19 protein-coding genes are annotated in these 17,377 nt (G+C 26.9%); 16 read left to right on the top strand and 3 right to left on the bottom strand.

The features are described 5' to 3' along the window. Positions 1-143: 143 nt before the first annotated feature. From QP548_RS10620 to QP548_RS10570, 11 genes are all read left to right on the top strand, one after another. A complete protein-coding gene (locus QP548_RS10620) occupies positions 144-773 on the top strand; it encodes a hypothetical protein (protein WP_061426423.1) in 630 nt (209 codons plus the stop codon). Positions 774-793: 20 nt separating this feature from the next. After that, positions 794-1,225: a DUF350 domain-containing protein gene (locus QP548_RS10615; RefSeq protein WP_061426424.1), complete on the top strand. Its 432-nt coding sequence runs from the start codon at positions 794-796 to the stop codon at positions 1,223-1,225. Beyond that, complete coding sequence (locus QP548_RS10610) at positions 1,225-2,727, top strand: polyamine aminopropyltransferase (RefSeq protein WP_061426425.1); 1,503 nt, start codon at positions 1,225-1,227, stop codon at positions 2,725-2,727. The genes QP548_RS10615 and QP548_RS10610 overlap by 1 nt, the downstream gene beginning before the upstream one ends. 256 nt (positions 2,728-2,983) lie before the next feature. After that, entirely contained in the window at positions 2,984-3,163 is a 180-nt protein-coding gene (locus QP548_RS10605) for a hypothetical protein (RefSeq protein ID WP_061426426.1), read from the top strand. A gap of 170 nt (positions 3,164-3,333) precedes the next feature. After that, positions 3,334-3,864, top strand: a complete 531-nt coding sequence (locus QP548_RS10600) for a hypothetical protein (protein ID WP_061426427.1) — start codon at positions 3,334-3,336, stop codon at positions 3,862-3,864. A 478-nt stretch (positions 3,865-4,342) separates the two neighbouring features. Beyond that, positions 4,343-4,483 carry a hypothetical protein gene (locus tag QP548_RS10595; protein ID WP_003450208.1) on the top strand — a complete coding sequence of 47 codons (141 nt, stop codon included), beginning with the start codon at positions 4,343-4,345 and terminating at the stop codon, positions 4,481-4,483. 523 nt (positions 4,484-5,006) lie between these two features. Then, positions 5,007-5,648, top strand: coding sequence for a manganese efflux pump MntP family protein (locus QP548_RS10590; protein ID WP_061426428.1), 642 nt, complete (start codon positions 5,007-5,009; stop codon positions 5,646-5,648). A 208-nt stretch (positions 5,649-5,856) separates the two neighbouring features. Next, a complete protein-coding gene (locus tag QP548_RS10585; RefSeq protein WP_060796689.1) occupies positions 5,857-6,270 on the top strand; it encodes a hypothetical protein in 414 nt (137 codons plus the stop codon). Between the two features lie 310 nt (positions 6,271-6,580). Further along, the gene (locus QP548_RS10580; protein ID WP_003461317.1) at positions 6,581-7,696 is read left to right on the top strand and encodes a 4-hydroxybutyrate dehydrogenase; all 1,116 of its coding nucleotides are present in this window, start codon (positions 6,581-6,583) and stop codon (positions 7,694-7,696) included. Positions 7,697-7,704: 8 nt separating this feature from the next. Continuing rightward, entirely contained in the window at positions 7,705-7,893 is a 189-nt protein-coding gene (locus QP548_RS10575) for a hypothetical protein (protein WP_061426429.1), read from the top strand. A gap of 35 nt (positions 7,894-7,928) precedes the next feature. Next, entirely contained in the window at positions 7,929-8,609 is a 681-nt protein-coding gene (locus QP548_RS10570; RefSeq protein WP_003461340.1) for a TrkA C-terminal domain-containing protein, read from the top strand. A 115-nt stretch (positions 8,610-8,724) separates the two neighbouring features. Here QP548_RS10570 and QP548_RS10565 read toward each other — a convergent pair whose 3' ends face one another. After that, positions 8,725-9,177, bottom strand: coding sequence for a MarR family winged helix-turn-helix transcriptional regulator (locus QP548_RS10565; RefSeq protein WP_057230769.1), 453 nt, complete (start codon positions 9,175-9,177; stop codon positions 8,725-8,727). Between the two features lie 254 nt (positions 9,178-9,431). Between QP548_RS10565 and QP548_RS10560 the strand changes: the two genes are divergently transcribed. Continuing rightward, positions 9,432-10,565 carry an AI-2E family transporter gene (locus tag QP548_RS10560; RefSeq protein WP_061426430.1) on the top strand — a complete coding sequence of 378 codons (1,134 nt, stop codon included), beginning with the start codon at positions 9,432-9,434 and terminating at the stop codon, positions 10,563-10,565. A 404-nt stretch (positions 10,566-10,969) separates the two neighbouring features. Further along, the gene (locus tag QP548_RS10555) at positions 10,970-12,361 is read left to right on the top strand and encodes a peptide MFS transporter (protein ID WP_060796694.1); all 1,392 of its coding nucleotides are present in this window, start codon (positions 10,970-10,972) and stop codon (positions 12,359-12,361) included. Between the two features lie 151 nt (positions 12,362-12,512). On the opposite strand, the gene QP548_RS10550 is transcribed toward QP548_RS10555, so the two are convergent. Further along, on the bottom strand, positions 12,513-12,728 hold the full coding sequence (locus tag QP548_RS10550) for a hypothetical protein (protein WP_061426431.1): 216 nt from the start codon (positions 12,726-12,728) through the stop codon (positions 12,513-12,515). A 14-nt stretch (positions 12,729-12,742) separates the two neighbouring features. Continuing rightward, positions 12,743-12,973, bottom strand: coding sequence for a hypothetical protein (locus QP548_RS10545; RefSeq protein WP_061426432.1), 231 nt, complete (start codon positions 12,971-12,973; stop codon positions 12,743-12,745). A 246-nt stretch (positions 12,974-13,219) separates the two neighbouring features. Here QP548_RS10545 and QP548_RS10540 point away from each other — a divergent pair, with 246 nt between their 5' ends. The 3 genes from QP548_RS10540 (at position 13,220) to QP548_RS10530 (ending at position 17,371) form a co-directional block, all read left to right on the top strand. Then, on the top strand, positions 13,220-14,770 hold the full coding sequence (locus QP548_RS10540) for a nitrite/sulfite reductase (RefSeq protein WP_061426433.1): 1,551 nt from the start codon (positions 13,220-13,222) through the stop codon (positions 14,768-14,770). Between the two features lie 313 nt (positions 14,771-15,083). Then, positions 15,084-15,899 (top strand): adenosylmethionine decarboxylase, encoded by an 816-nt coding sequence (gene speD / locus QP548_RS10535; RefSeq protein WP_011009885.1) that lies wholly within the window; start codon positions 15,084-15,086, stop codon positions 15,897-15,899. A gap of 17 nt (positions 15,900-15,916) precedes the next feature. Then, entirely contained in the window at positions 15,917-17,371 is a 1,455-nt protein-coding gene (locus tag QP548_RS10530) for an aminotransferase class I/II-fold pyridoxal phosphate-dependent enzyme (RefSeq protein WP_061426434.1), read from the top strand. Positions 17,372-17,377 lie beyond the last annotated feature (6 nt).

The raw sequence follows: 17,377 nt of genomic DNA, 5'->3' as shown, positions 1-17,377 counted from the left end.
ATTGATTTATGATGAATTTGTAAAGAATACTAGAAATAGCTCTGATTTTACCTATAATTTGGTATAATTGGAGCTATAAATATTTGTGGAGTAATACTTTTAATTTAAAAAGAGCTAAAGTTATTGAAAGGTGGAAATAAAAATTGAGGTATAACAAAAAATATCTAAAACCTATTAGTTTAGTGATTATATTAATCTGTATAATACTTTTTATCAACCTAATAATTTCAGGGAATTCCACAATTTTAAATTATTTAAAAACTAATTCATCTAAATACATTTATATAACATCAATAACAGGAGAAAACAATGAGAAGGCAGATGTATATAAATCAAATAGTGATTTGGATTCAACAGCTAAAGACATTATTAACTCAATTAATGGCGAAGTTGAGAGTGTGCAACAAAATACAGAAGATGGTGATAATAGTATAGCAATTTTAACAAATGATGAATATTGTTTAATTTATATTTCAGAAGATAAAGAGGTTCTTATACAAGTTTCAAGTAGAAAATATGCCTATACAACGGACAAGAGTCCCTATAATGCTTCTAGTGGAACATATGGTTATTATAGAAGTTACTATTATTCAAGGGGCTATAAAAATGACATAGATGACTTTAGTAGTTCTAATTCAGCATATAAAAATTTTGATGGTAAAAAAGTTGATTTTAATAGTTTAGATAGCTACAATAATTATTCTTCAAGTATAAGACAATCAAGTATTAAGAGTCGTTCCTCATCTGGTGGAGGAATAAGTAGTGGGAAATAAATGGTGAAGGAGTTGAGAATATGAATTTATTAATTGAAATTATAAATATTTCAGTTTATTCAACGCTTGGTATTTTACTTATGATTGCAGGAATTTTTTTAATTGATTTAATTGTACCTTGTCATTTTCCAACTGAAATAAAAAAAGGGAATCAAGGGGTTGGATGGTTGAGTGCTGGTTCATTTATAGGAATTGGTATTATTTTACGTACAGCAATTATGTCACCTACTACTCAAGTAATGAAAGAAAGTATGATGAATGGAATTCTAAATAGCATTTTATATTTTATATTAGGCATTTTATTTTTAATGTTTGGATATACAGCACTTAATTTTGTAAATAAACGTTATAATTTGAACGAAGAAATTGGTAATGGAAATGTGGCAGCTGGTATTATGGTATTTGGAATTTTTGTTGGATTAGCCTTGGTTATAAGTGGAGTTATTTACTAATGAAAAAATATGGTTTATTAATGTTTACTACACTTATTATTTCTGGATGTTCAATTTGTTATGAATTAATAATAAGTGCAATAAGTTCTTATTTAATAGGGGATAGTACACTTCAATATTCAATTACAATAGGACTTTATATGTCTGCAATGGGACTTGGAGCATATATTTCAAAATATATAAAAAATAATTTGTTTAACTGGTTTGTTTTTATTGAAATTGCTGTGGGAATTGTTGGAGGAACAAGTGCTCTTGTTTTATTTTTTTCTAACCTTTATTTAGAAACCTATCAAATTGTAATGTATATAGAGATTATAGTAATTGGAACATTGGTTGGAGTTGAAATACCATTATTAACAAGAATTATAGAAAGTGATAATGAGAACCTTAGAGTTACTTTGTCATCTATTTTTAGTTTTGACTATATAGGAGGGCTTATTGGCTCAATTGCATTTCCATTATTATTACTTCCCCAATTTGGATATTTTGCAACAGCATTTTTTATAGGGTTTATGAATATAATTGCAGCTACTATGATTGTTTTTAAGTATTATAGTTACATTAAAAATGGATATATATACAAAATGTTAGTTGTAATATTATTAGCCTTTATGACTATAGGTATGTTATGTTCTGATAGTATTTCTTATAAAATTGAAAATGGTCTATATAGAGATAGGGTTATTTTATCAGAGCATACAAAATATCAGCATATTGTTGTTACAAAGCATAAGGAAGATTTAAGGTTATATATTGATGGAAATATACAATTTAGTTCTATGGATGAATATAGATATCATGAGGCTCTTGTACATATACCAATGGCAGCAGCTGAAAAAAATGATAATGTGCTAGTCCTTGGCGGAGGAGATGGCATGGCAGTTCGAGAGTTATTAAAATACGAAAATACTAAAATTACTCTTGTTGACTTGGATGAAGAGATGATTTCGATTTGTAGGGAGAATGATAATATAAAAAAATTAAATAGAAATTCATTATCTGATGAACGTGTAAAAATTATTAATCAGGATGCCTATGAGTTTTTGAAAAATACAGATGAAAACTTTGATGTAATAATAGTTGATTTACCAGATCCAAACAATGAATCATTGAATAAGCTTTATACAAATATTTTCTATAGATTGTGTTATCAAGCCCTGACAGAGGATGGAATTATGACGGTTCAGTCAACAAGTCCTTATTATGCTACAAATTCCTTTTGGTGTATTAACAATACATTGAAAAGTGAGAACTTTTTTGTTAAACCTTATCATTTGCAAGTTCCCTCTTTTGGAGATTGGGGATTTAATTTAGCTTCTAAAAAGGAATTAAATAAAAAGCTTGTTATTAATGTAGATACTAAATATCTTTCAGAAGATAATATTGATTCCCTTTTTATTTTTGGAAAGGATGAAATTCCAGAAAAGGATGTTGAAATTAACTCCTTATCAAAGCCTTCATTACTTCATTATTATTTAGAGAGTGTTAAGAATTGGGACTAAAATATCGTTAAGATAATATAAAAAGAAAGTTATTTAAGTTAGAGATTGCTTCTTTTAAAGTAGGTAGAAAAAATACATGCCAAAATATACTTTAAAAGGAGTATTTTATTTGTAAAAATAATTATTAATTGAAATAACATTATACTCTATAGAAAGCAATTATGGTGTAGCCATGAGCTTTATTTATAACATGAGTATTTAATACATAATTAAAGTTATATAATTATATTATAAATACTTATTAGGAGGGGATAGTGTGGAATACAATAAACACAGATACTTAGGATTTTTAGGGTTACTTTCATTAATAGGACTCAAGGGATTTACAGGAGGAAATGCCCTATGGTATATTTTCTTTCTTAATTTCTTATGGTTTACACTTTTTTATGAGAACAGTTGGTTATATATAGGATCTCCCTTTAAAGTTCATAAATAAAATATTTGAAAAATCTTTTGTTTAGGGTAGATTTTTAATTTAAAAGGAGACTAAAAATAAGTTTTGTAATTTTTCTTTGGGGAAACTATACTATAATTAGATGAAGATGCAAATCATATACATTTGCATATGAAAAAACATACGAAAAAAATAGGTGGGGGAGAAAAAGGATGAATAGAAAAAAGATTGTTGCTAGTATTTTAACGACCTCTTTATTAGTTACATCGCTGGTTGGGTGTGTTGGATCAAATAATAAGGCTAATACAAGTAGTAATGATTCAAAAGTTCAAGAAAGTGTTGAAAATCAAAGTGATTTTAATGATTTAAGAACTTATGTAGGAAAGACTTACAATGAGGTTTCAGAAAATAAGGGAACTGGAAATGAAAATATAGAAGAGGTTGAAGGAAAGAAAGTTATTGTTTCCTCAAGCTATTCTACAAGAATGTTTAATTATAATGCAAACTTAATACTAGAACTTGATGATTCAAAAAATGTAAGTGCAGTAAGTGTTCATTTTAAAGGTATAGGGCCAGAAAATATATTAGAAAATATAAAGAAGGTATTAGGTGAGCCAAAAGTTAGCAAGGATAAAGAAAATGGTGATTCTAAAGTTTATTCATGGGAAAAAGATGGATACCAATATAAGCTTTCACAAGTTGGAGAAGAGACTATAATCACTGTAAATAAGAGTGCTATTTAATTTATTTCATTTTTAATATTTAAAAATAAGAATAGCATGTATCAGTATTAATTTTAGATAGAACTTTAATTATGACTTAATGGCTATAAAGTAAAGAGCTATCTAAAATAAAACCTAAAATAAAATTATTGTAGAAATGTAGAGAATTAAGAGGTTTATAGTTTTAGACTATAAATTTCTTAATTTTTTTATGCTTTAAAGATAATAATTCTAATAAAATAAATAATAGTTTATTAGAATTATTTTTATTTTAGAGGGTTTTTAAAAATAGTGCAGGATATGGCTTAATATACAGAAAACATATTGAGTATTAGGCAAAATAAGAAATTTCAACTTTAAATCATAATAAATGAGTCTTTATTAATTTTTACAAATACCTAGCTTCGGAGTAGCATGGGGGTAAAGGTTAGGATAAATTTAATCCAATATCTTTAATATAAAAATTTACCTATGCAATAAAAAATAAGGAGGGGTTTATATGTCAAAACACCATAGAATAAGTCATTGTGATGCAGAACATACAATGAAAATAGAAAAAGAAAAAATGGCCGAAGTAAGAAAAGAAGAAGAAAAAATGGCTAACAAAGTTAAATGTCATGAAAAATGTTGTGGTAAATAATTAAGTTCATAAACCTAAAAGTCAAAGCATGTTATGTAAGGATAGAGATAAATTTATTAAATAGTAAATTAATCTCTATCCTTATTTTTTTAATAAGCAATGAAAATTTAAGAGTTAATTAATTGAGATTTATATATAAAATGAATACTACACTAATTGAAATTAGAAAGTTCCACAAAATTTTGTTATTGATATTTTAATATATGATATAAAAATAAATATAAAATTAGTGAAATAAATTTACTTAAATCGGAGTAAAATATAAAGAACATATTTATGTTAATAAATTTTAATAGTAATATACCATTGATTTATGCAAATATTTATGATAAAGTTTTAAAGTGTTTAACAAACTTTGTTTCCATATGAGGGAGTAGTTAGCTCAAGTTGAATGAGTGATTAAGTCAACAAATTGATCAAAGGGTTTTGGTCTGGCTTAATCTTAAATAGCGAGACTTATATGCAGTTTTTTGCTGCATATAGGTCTTTTTTTATAAAGTTTTTATAAGTAGGAGGATATATTATGAGTATTTTATCGATTGTTTTAACTGGTTTTGGGCTTGCTATGGATGCTTTTGCTGTGTCAGTTGCTAAGGGAATAACCCTTACTAGAGTAAAAGCTAAAGATGCATTAAAAGTTGCTTTATTCTTTGGGGTATTTCAAGCAATTATGCCTTTAATAGGATGGGGAGCTGGAAGATATTTTGCAGATTATATAAAAGCCTTTGATCATTGGATAGCATTTATATTATTAAGTTTCATAGGTGGAAAAATGATTTTTGAAGCTTTTAAAGAAGAGGATGAAGAAAAAGCTGAGGTTGCAGTATCAATGGAAGTTAGCAAAAATAAAGAGAGGGAATTTGCTAATATGAAACGTAAAGAGGAGTTAAGTGCTAAAAATCTTACAGTATTAGCTATTGCAACTAGTATTGATGCCTTAGCAGTTGGTGTTAGTTTTGCATTTTTAGGTATTTCTATAGTTCAAACTATAATAATAATTGGTATTATAACTTTTGTTTTATGTTTTTTAGGAGTAATAATAGGTGAAAAATTAGGAGATATATTCAAAAACTATGCTGAAATAGTAGGAGGAGTTATATTAATTCTTATAGGTATAAATATATTGTTAGAACATACAGGAATTATTGAAAAGTTATTTTCTTAGTATCATAATTAAGTTAAGGATATATATAACTTTATCTTAGGTTTAAACTTAAAATCACTATTTTTTAAATAAGAGAAAAAATATTACTTGTAATAATACATTAACAAGTGATATAAATATATAGGTAGATTTTAGAATAATAATTTTAATTAAATATATTTTTGTTAAATATGGTTTAGAGTTATAAACAACTAAGGAGGTAATTTATATGTACGTTGCATTTGGAAACAGAGTGTTAGATAGTGAGGACATAAAAAAAGAAATAGAACTTAATACTGATGCCAGAGTTGTAAGTGATTTATGTAAGAGCTCAAAAAGAGAAGATATAATTGCTTTTAAGTTAAGCATAGATATGGATATTTTAAGAGGTCTTATGAAAGAGAATTCTGATCTTAAAGATTTAAATGATGAAGAGTTATTTGAAGATTACTTAGATTTAGCAGAAGAGGTTGCTGGAATGATATTTGAATACATGCCAGAAGATGCTATATTAGATATAAGATCATATAAATGGGATATGTCTTACGATGATATAAAATTAATAATGGTAATGGCTCATGAAGATCTTGGAATAGCTAAGGTTAATGATGTTATGAAGAGATTATTAAGACAAGTAGATTAATTTTAAATCATTTATTAAACTTTTAAATTAATTTTTATATGTTAAGTTTTATATGAATTAGATAATTAAAATCTATAAATGTTATTTGTTTTTCTAACATTTATAGGTTTTTTTATTGTGTTTTTAATAAAGAAATTCATGAAATACTTATTGGAAATACTTTTGGTTGTAGAAAAAATATAAAATTTAGTATAATAAAATTATTAATTTGTTGTAAATAAAAATTTAAGATTAAATGAAAGTTTTAATTCATGAAATTTTTATAAGGACGATTAGTTAAAATATTTTAGTGATTTAGTAGGTGATTAAGATGAAACTTTTAAGTTTAAATACGGAAATACTAGGGTTTGATACTTCTTCTGAATTTGCAAAAGAATTAAATTTAAATGAAAAAGACCTAGTTTTTACAAACAGAAGAATATATGAAGGAAGTTTTAAATCTTTAGATTTAAAATGTAATTATGTATTAAAGGACAAATATAATTTCAATGAACCTAATGATGAAATTATAGATGAAATTTTTAAAGATATAAAAAATATAGATTTTAATAGAGTTATAGCTATTGGTGGGGGATCAATTCTAGATGTAGGTAAACTTTTAGCTTTAAAAGACGTAAGTAGTACAAAGAAACTATTTAAAAGAGAACTTCCTATAATAAGAGATAAGGAGCTTATTATAGTTCCTACAACTTGTGGTACTGGTAGTGAGGTAACAAACATATCTATTGTGGAAATAAAGAGTGAAAATACTAAGTTAGGTTTAGCAGTAGATGAACTTTATGCAGATAAGGGAGTTTTAATTCCTGAACTTTGTAAAACAATGCCTTATAAAGCTTTTGTGTATAGTTCTATTGATGCATTAATACATAGTATAGAAGGATTTTTATCTCCAAATTCTACTCCATACACAGATTTATTTGCCTTTAAAGCAATTGAAATGATTTTAAGTGGATATAAAGAGATAATAGAAAAAGGTGAAGAATATAGAAATACTATAATGGATAAATTTTTAATTGCAAGCAATTATGCAGGAATAGCCTTTGGAAATGCAGGAGTTGGTGCAGTTCATGCCTTATCTTATCCTTTAGGAGGAAAATATCATGTTCCTCATGGAGAAGCAAATTATCAATTTTTAATGGCAGTATTAAATTTCTACAAGAAAAACAATGGTGATGGAAAAATTAGCGAATTAACAAAATTAATAAGCAGTATTATAAATGCAAAGGAAGAGGATTGTTATTTAGAGTTAGAAAACTTATTAAATAATCTTATTAGAAGAAAGAATTTAAAAGAATATGGTATGACAATTGATGAAATTGAAAAATTTTCTCAAAGTGTAATGAAAAATCAACAAAGATTACTTAAAAACAATTATGTATCTATGGAAATAAAAGATATGGAGGAAATTTATAAATCTCTATATTAGGAGGCACTATGAAAGTTTTTAGGATGATTTTAATTGCTGGAGAAGTTTTGCTTGTAATTTTGTTGCTTTTAGGTATTGTGTTTAAAGTAGCTGAATGTGAAAAGAAGGATAAAAGCACCAGTAATATTAAAGAACAATATATTAAATTGGATGATGAACAACAAGAAAAATTACTATATTGTAGTATTATCAGATAGTAATTTTAAATAGTTAATGGGAAGGAGAGGTACTTGTGGTTTTAGTACTTACATTTATTTTATTTTTAATGATATTTTTAATAATAGTAGATTTCTTTGCTATATTATTTAGACTTACAGGGGTGCCAATAGAAAAAGCCAGATTTCAAGTTACATCTCTTTTAACAGGAACAGGTTTTACAACAAAAGAAAGTGAGATAATAGTTCAGCATCCTACTAGAAGAAAACTTGCTATTTGGCTTATGGGATTTAGTTATGCCAGTACAGCTACTATTATATCTTTTGCAGTAAATATAATAACTAGCAGTGTTATAGATGTAGGTTCCATAGCTGTAATTGTTCTTTTTATTATATTTGTTTTGTTTTTTCATAAAAGTTCTTTACTAGAAAAGTTTGAAAATAAAATTGAGAAATTTATTGTTCAATCTAAAATTTGGGACAAGATTAATTCAAAGCACTTAACTTTAATAACTAATACTAAAGGCTTTGGTGTTTATGAAATATATCTTTCAAACAAGGCAACACTTATTGGAAAAAGCATAAGAGATAGTGATCTTAAATCAAATGAAATAGAAGTTTTAAATATAGATAAAGGTGACAAGTTTGTTAATTTCCCTACTCCTGACTATACTTTTGAGGTATGTGATAAGGTAACAGTGTATGGGAATGTAAAAAATATAAAAGCTATGTTTAAGCATATAAATGAAGTTAAATAATAAAATGGGCATGTATCAAAATAACTTTTTATAAAACTTACAAATAGTGTATGTTTGTAAGTTTTATTTTTTATATTTTAGATACAAACCCATTTTTTATTATTTTATAGCCTAATTAGATTCTTAAGTTATTTAGATTTTTAATCATTTTATTTAAAACTTCATCGAAAAATATAAGTTCCTCATCTTTTAAATCTTCTAATAATAACTTAAAAAATCTATTACTTACTTTGTTTAAAATATTAAGTGTTTCATTAGCAGAGGGAGATATGTATAATCTAAATATTCTTTTGTCTTTGTCATCTTTTTTTATTGATAGCATTTCTTTTTTTAATAAGCTTTCTATAGATCTTGAAATTAATCCTTTAGAAAGACCTGAAAATTCGACTATATCCTTTGCAGTATTATATTCTAAATTTTCTTGTAAGAAAACTAATATTTCAAATTCATTATGCGTTAATCCCAAATCATTTAATGTTGGTGAAATAAATTTTTTATATGTTTTTTTTGCTTTAGTAAAAGAAACTAAAAAAGCATTTCCATTAGGATTAAGAGCTTTTAAATCCATTAACCTTCCTCCTTGAATAGTTCAATTGTAAACTTTATATAAATTATACCTTAAAATGGTTTATAAGTAAACTATATATTTTTCATTTAAAGCATATAATCATTATACATATGAAAATATACTTTTTTAATAACATTTTGCAAAGTTTAATGTATAAAAGATTAATATTTTTTAATTAAGTTAATAATATAAGGATAAAATAGTAAAAATTTACTATAACATATTATATAGATTTATTTAGGAGAGGAAAAACATTGGAGTTTAAAAATAATAAAATTAAAGATTATATTCTCTTATCAACATACATAATACTTTTAATATTCTTTTTTATAAATATAAAGGATATTATAAACTTTCTTTATAAGTTTTTAGGAATACTAAAGCCTTTTATATGGGGGATAGCCATAGCTTTTATTCTTAATATTCCAGTGAAATTAATAGAAAGACACTTAGGGAATGGTAAGTTTTTTAAAGGGATGAAAAGAAGCTTTTCTATAACTTTAACATTTCTTGTCTTTATATTAGCTATAACATTATTTATATTATTTGTAATTCCTCAATTATTAAGTAGTATTTCAACTTTAATGAATAGTATTCCAGAATACCTATCTCAATTTGAAAAATTTTTAGAGGCGAATGCAATAAATAATTCACAGTCAAAAGTTATGATGCAAAATATAATTAATGAGTTACTAAATATGTGGAAAGAAATATTAAAGGTAATAAGTCAAATAGTAGGCACCTCCTTAGGGTATTTATTAGACTTTACCCTAGGAATAACTTATGGAGTAATAAATTTCTTTTTAGCTTTAGTTTTAGCCATATATATGCTAGCAAGTAAAGAAATCCTAATAAGTCAACTAAAACTTATAATATATGCATTTTTCAATAAAAATAAGGCAGATAGGATTATGGAACTAGGAAATATGTGCAATGAAATGTTTTCTAAATTCATATTAGGGCAGTGCACAGAGGCCCTAGTTATAGGGATTTTATGCTTTATAGGGATGATAATTCTAAAAATGCCATATGCTTTATTAATAAGTGTAGTAATTGGAGTAACAGCATTAATACCTGTCTTTGGAGCGTTTTTAGGTACAATACCATCAGCTTTTATAATACTAATAATAGATCCTATTAAGGCTATTTGGTTTATTATATTTATAATAGTACTTCAGCAATTAGAAGGAAATTTAATATATCCAAGGGTTGTTGGAAACTCTATAGGTTTATCTGCTTTGTGGGTTATGTTTGCTATGATAGTTGGAGGAAGTTTATTTGGAATAATAGGAATGTTAATAGGAATTCCTATCTTTGGTGTAGTGTTTAAAATCTTAAAGAGAGTAGCTAATAGGAAGATAAATGAAAAGGGAATTGAAAGAAGATAATTTAAGATATTCATTTTAAAGCAGTTTATTATAAATAGGCTGCTTTTTTTATTTTGATTTTTTTAAGGAGGTATAATAAGGGGAAATTAATAAAATGATAAAATTAGATAACTAAACTTACTAGTTTGTTAAAATGTTTATATTAGAGATAGAAGTTTTAAGTATATGTTTTTCTGTAAAAAACAATTGTGTTGTTATGATACACATAGAAAAATGGAGTATTTAAGAGGAAATGTAATCAAATTATTAAGAAACTTGCAATAATTTGTTAAGAAGAAGTTTGATTACAAGTAAAAATGTATTTATAATTAAAAATGTGTTAACGAAATAATAAGTTTAATGATAAATTCATATAAATGATAATTTGAATGAGGTCATAATTAAAAGAGGGGGATCAATATAAAATGGCAGAAGCAATTAAATCTACTGATTTTGAAGTAGAAAAAGGCAATGGACGATTAAAGCATCCAGCAGGACTATACCTTTTATTCTTCACAGAAATGTGGGAAAGATTTAGTTACTATGGAATGAGAGCTCTATTAATGCTTTACTTAACAGCATCATTTGTTACTGGTGGATTAGGATATGATGTATCTAGTGCCGCTAGAATATATGGAGCTTATACTTTTTTAGTTTATTTTACACCAATAATTGGTGGAGAAATAGCAGATAAGTTTTTAGGACAGAAAAAATCAATTATGCTTGGGGCAGCAGTAATGATTTTAGGTAACTTAACTTTATTTGGATGGCAAACTAGATGGGCTTTATACTTAGGATTAGGGTTCATAATAGTAGGAAATGCTTTCTTTAAACCAAATATATCAACAATAGTTGGTCAATTATATGAAGATGGTGACAAGAGAAAGGATTCAGCATTTACAATATTCTACATGGGAATAAACTTAGGATCTTTAATAGCACCAATAATATGTGGATTATTAGCAGAAAACTTTTTTGCTACAAAATCAGGAGAAGTAATACTTCACTATGGATTTAGATACGGATTCTTAGCAGCAGGTATAGGTATAATATTAGGAGAAATTATCTTCATAACTTTATCTCCAAAATACTTAGCACATGTTGGTGAAATTAAAAGAGAAAAAAATAAAAAAGACGTTGCAAAAGAAAAGAAACCTTTAACTAAGCAAGAGAAGAAGAGAGTTGCAGTTATATTAATACTTGCGTCATTTGTTGTATTCTTCTGGGCAGGATTTGAACAAGCAGGTACTACTTTAACATTATTTGCTGAGAATGCAACTAATAGAAGTTTATTTGGATGGACAGTACCAGTAGCATTCTTCCAATCTATAAACCCATTATTTATATTAATATTAGCACCATTATTCTCAAAATTATGGTTTACACTTGCTAACAGCAAAAGAGGGGATTTATCAATCCCAACTAAGATGGCTATGGGTATGATAGTTTTAGGATGTGGATTCTTATTAATGGTTTTCGCAACTATGTCATTAGGTGGAAATGTTGAAAATCCAGCAGTTAAAGCTAGTATGTTCTGGTTGGTAGGAACTTACTTATTTAACACAATGGGAGAACTTTGTTTATCACCAATAGGACTTTCAATGGTAAGTTCATTAGCACCAGCTAAATACGCTTCATTATTAATGGGTGTATGGCTTGCTAGTAACGGAGTAGCAAACTACTTATCAGGATTCATAGCATCATTTGTTGAAAAACTAGGAGCTTTAGAACTATTTGGTTCAATAGCTGGAGTAAGTATAGTATTAGGTTTAGTACTATTACTATTAAGCAAAAAGATTACAGCTATGATGGAATAAAATGATATTAAAATTAAATCTCTTTAAGAAGATTTGAATAATTAAATTAGGATATTTAAGTTTTATATAAGAAAAGACACATTAATAAAATAATGTGTCTTTTTTGTATTTTAAAAAAATTTTATTTTAGTTAATTTAAGTTAAGTATTTTTTAAACTCTAAAATATTCTTCATCTAAGTATAGAAGCATTTCTTCAGTTATAGGAACTGGCAATCCTGCATAGTCTGAAAATCTTTGGATCTCATCTTCTTTTTCTTCTTTTTTTAGCTCGTGATGATGTTTAATTTTTTTGCCAGCTTTCTTTTCAAGGTCTTTCCACTCTTTATAAACTTTTACTAAATCTTCTTTTAATTTATTATCGCTCATAAAAAAACATCTCCTTAAATAAATGTATTATTGTAATATTCTTCTAATTCAAGTATTTCTTTTTCTGTCAATGGTGTATCAATTTTAGCGAAGTCAGAAAAATTCTTTGCTATAAGTTTTCGTTGCTCTTTTTCTAATTTTTTAAAATCATGATTTAATTTTAATTTTTCAAAAAAGCTTTTTTCAGAAACTCTCCATTTAATATAGAGATCTAATAGTTCTTTTTTAAATTTTTTATCTCCCATAAAATTCAACTCCTTCTAAAACCTATAATTATATTATATAATAAAAATATATATTTTAAAATATTGAAAATAAAGTGAATTTTTTGTTAACAAAAAATATGGAATTTAATTTGTAAAAGATAATATTTCCAAAATATTTATTGAAAAAACTATATATCATATAAGTAGTTACTTATATGATATATAAAGAAATAATTGTTTACTAATGAAATTTAGAGGCATAAAATTTTAGTGAGGTGATATAAAATGAATACATTAAATGAGATTTTATCAAAAGAAATTGAAGAGTTTAGAGAAAAAGGACATAAGTTTTTAAATAAAGAAATGACCGTTGGTGAATTTAAAAAGGCATCAGGAGGTATGGGAGCTTATGCACACCGTGGAGGAAAAGAATTCATGGTGAGATTAAGAGTTCCATCAGGAGTTGCTGGATTAAACTTATTAAAGGAAGCATATAATTGGGCTAAAAAATATAATTTAGAAAAAATACACTTAACAACTCGTGAAGCAATACAATTACATGGAATATCAATAGATGCTGTATGCGACATAATGCAAGAAGGGTTAACTAAAGGAATATACACTAGAGGCGGTGGTGGAAACTTCCCAAGAAACGTAGCTTTAAATCCTTTATCAGGAGTTCAAATAGGAGAAACTTTTGATGTAACTCCTTATGCACTAGCATCTAATGCACATTATATGAGTAAAATATATACTTATAATTTACCAAGAAAAATTAAAACTGCATTTTCAAATACAGAAGAGGATTCAGCACATTGCACAGTTACAGACTTAGGATTTTTAGCTGTTGACAACAATGGTAAGAGAGCATTTAAACTTTACATAGGTGGAGGATTAGGAAGAAATCCAAGAACATCAGTGGAATTTGATGAGTTAATAGATGAAAAGGACGTATTATATTGTCTTGAAGCTATGACTAATTTATTCGTAGCTGAAGGAGATTATAAAAATCACGGAAAAGCTCGTATAAGATATATTGTTGAGAGAATGGGTGAAGAAGAGTTCAAAAACTGCTTTAGAAAACATTTAGAAGAAGTGAAAGCTAAAGGTGGATTAGACCTTAAGGTTGAAGATATAAAATATAGTAAAAAAGGTGAAAAAACTAATATAAAACATGAAAGATTAATACCTCAAAAACAAGAAGGATTATATACTGTTTTATTCCACCCAGTTGGAGGACAATTAAGCTTAGATGTATTAAAAGAATTAATAGAAAAAATAGAGAAAATAGAAGAAGTAGAAGTAAGATTAGGTATGGATGAAAATCTGTATGTAAGAAACTTAAATGGAAAAGAAGCTGAAGCTATCTTAGAATTTACTCAAGGTAAAGGAGGAGAGACTTTAGCTGAAAGAAGTGTTTCTTGTATAGGTACACCAATATGTCAAATGGGAGTACTAGAAAGCCAAAAAACTTTAAGAGAATTTGTAGAATTATTAAAAGAAAATTCAATTAAAGAAGGAACATTACCAAGAGTTCGTTTCTCAGGATGTCCAAATTCTTGTGGTATGCATGAAATAGGAGATATAGGATTCGCTGGTAAAAAGAAAAAAGTTTGTGATGTTTTATCAAATGTATTTGAATTACATTTTGGTGGAAAATTAGGAATAGGTGAAACTCGTTTAGGAGATTACTATGGAGATATACTTCAAGACAAGGTTCCAGAATTCTTAATTAAGGTTGCAAAGGCTGTAGAAGCTAAAAATTCAACTTTTGAAGAGTGGATTAAGGATAATAGTGAAGAATTTAAAGCTATAGTTAAAGAATATAATGTATAGTTGTTAATAAAATATTTACAAAATCCAAAAAAACTTAATAAATAAGTTTTTTTGGATTTTTTTGATTTTTACTTAAAATTCCTTTCAAAGGGCATATTTAAATACTTTTTTAGTTCATTTTACTAAAGTTTTTGTTTAGTAATACTAAGTATTTTATTTAGTTTTTGTTACCGAAATATTAACGCTGCCCTTTGAAGATAGCTTGAGGTAAGGGTTAGAAAGAATTTGCTATAGAAAAAAATAAAATGGTGATATATAATAAATTCAAAATTTATATTTATGCAGTAAAATAAGTTGTTTAAAGAAAGGATTGATGTTAGGGTTGAAAGAAAAGATATGCCTTTATGGTTTTAATAATCTTACTAAGACATTAAGTTTTAATATTTATGATATTTGTTATGCGAAAACAGAGAGAGAAAAGGAAGACTATATAAAATATATAGACGAGCAATATAATTCTGAACGTCTTACAAAGATTCTTTGTGATGTTACAGAAATGATAGGTGCTCATGTCCTAAATATTTCAAAACAAGATTATGAACCTCAGGGAGCTAGTGTAAATGTTCTTATAACAGAGGAGGCATTACCAGTAGCACTAATTGACCCATCATGTAATAAAGGAGAACTTTCATATTTGGAACTTAGGGATAGTGTAGTTGGACATTTAGATAAAAGTCATCTTACAGTTCACACTTATCCAGAATTTCATCCAAATAACGATATAATTTCTTTTAGAGTGGATATAGATGTATCTACTTGTGGAAAAATATCTCCATTAAATGCTCTAGATTACTTAATCGGAAGTTTTGATTCAGATGTAATAACTATTGATTACAGAGTTAGAGGATTTACTAGAGATGTTGATGGTAGAAAATGCTACATAGACCATGATATAAAATCTATTCAAGATTATATAGATGGAGAGACCCTAAAAAAATACGATGCTATGGATGTTAATGTTTATCAATCTAACATATTCCATACAAAGATGATGCTTAAGGATATAGTTTTAAATAACTATTTATTTAATTCTGATCCATATGAATTATCTCCAAATGATAGAAGAGAAATAAGAGATAGAATATCAAAAGAGATGATTGAAATATACGGTGGTGTAAATATTTATTAAGAAAAGGAGGGATTTCTGTGAAAAGACTTTCTCAAGAAAATGCTCCTATTTATGAAGCATTAAAATGGTACAAGAATCAAAGAATTGTTCCTTTTGATGTACCAGGTCATAAACAAGGAAGAGGAAATACAGAATTAAGAGAATTTTTAGGTGAAGATTGTGTTTCAGTAGATGTAAATTCAATGAAACCATTAGATAATCTTTGTCATCCAACTTCTGTAATAAAGGATGCAGAAGAATTAGCAGCTGAGGCCTTTGGTGCTGATAAGGCATTTTTCATGGTTAATGGAACCACATCAGCTGTACAAGCCATGATAATGAGTGTTTGCAAAGATGGAGATAAGATTATAATGCCTAGGAATGTGCATAGATCTGCAATAAATTCTTTAATAATAACAGGGGTAACTCCTGTGTATATAAATCCAGGAATTCATGGTAGACTAGGAATTTCTCTAGGAATGGCAATGGAAGATATAAAAAAAGCCATTAAGGAAAATCCAGATGCTAAGGCTATTTTTGTTAATAACCCAACATACTATGGAATTTGCTCTAATTTAAGAGAAATAGTTAAGTTAGCTCATGAAAATAATATGTATGTCTTAGTTGATGAAGCTCATGGAACTCATTTTTATTTTGATAAAAGACTTCCAGTATCAGCTATGGAGGCAGGGGCAGATATGGCAGCAGTTAGCATACATAAAACAGGAGGCTCATTAACTCAGAGTTCTATGTTGCTTATGAAGTGTAATAGAATTAAGCCAGATTATGTGAGAACAATAATAAATTTAACACAAACAACTAGTGGTTCTTATTTACTTTTATCTTCTTTAGATATTGCTAGAAGAAATTTAGCCTTAAATGGAGAAAAAATATTTGAAGAGGTTGTTGGAATAGCTGAATATGCAAGAGAAGAAATAAATAAGATAGGTGGTTATTACGCTTTCTCAAAAGAAATAAATAATGGTGATGATATTTATGATTTTGATGTAACTAAGCTTACTATAAACACTTTAGAAACTGGACTTGCTGGAATAGAAGTTTATGACATATTAAGAGATGATTATGGAATTCAAATAGAGCTTGGAGATGTGGCTAATATTCTTGCCATAATATCAGTTGGAGATACTAGATATAACATTGAGAGATTAGTTTCAGCTTTAAGTGAGATTAAGAGAATTCATGAAAAAGATAAAAAAGATATTTTTGACCACGAATATATAGATCCTATAGTTAAGGTTAAGCCAAAAGAGGCTTTTTATGCTGATAAGAAGAAGATTCTTTTAAGAGAAAGTGAAGGATTAATTTCTGGAGAATTTGTAATGTGTTATCCACCAGGAATTCCAATACTTGCCCCAGGAGAGCTTATAACTAAAGAGACTATAGACTATATTGAGTATTCTAAGAAAAAGGGAAGTTTAGTTACTGGCCCTGAAGATATGGAAATTGAATATATAAATGTTTTAGATTGTTAGGAGGAA

The organism is Clostridium sp. UMB9555A (assembly GCF_030222355.1).
In the GTDB taxonomy this organism is placed as follows: domain Bacteria; phylum Bacillota; class Clostridia; order Clostridiales; family Clostridiaceae; genus Sarcina; species Sarcina perfringens.
This window is presented reverse-complemented; position numbering and strand designations above follow the sequence as displayed.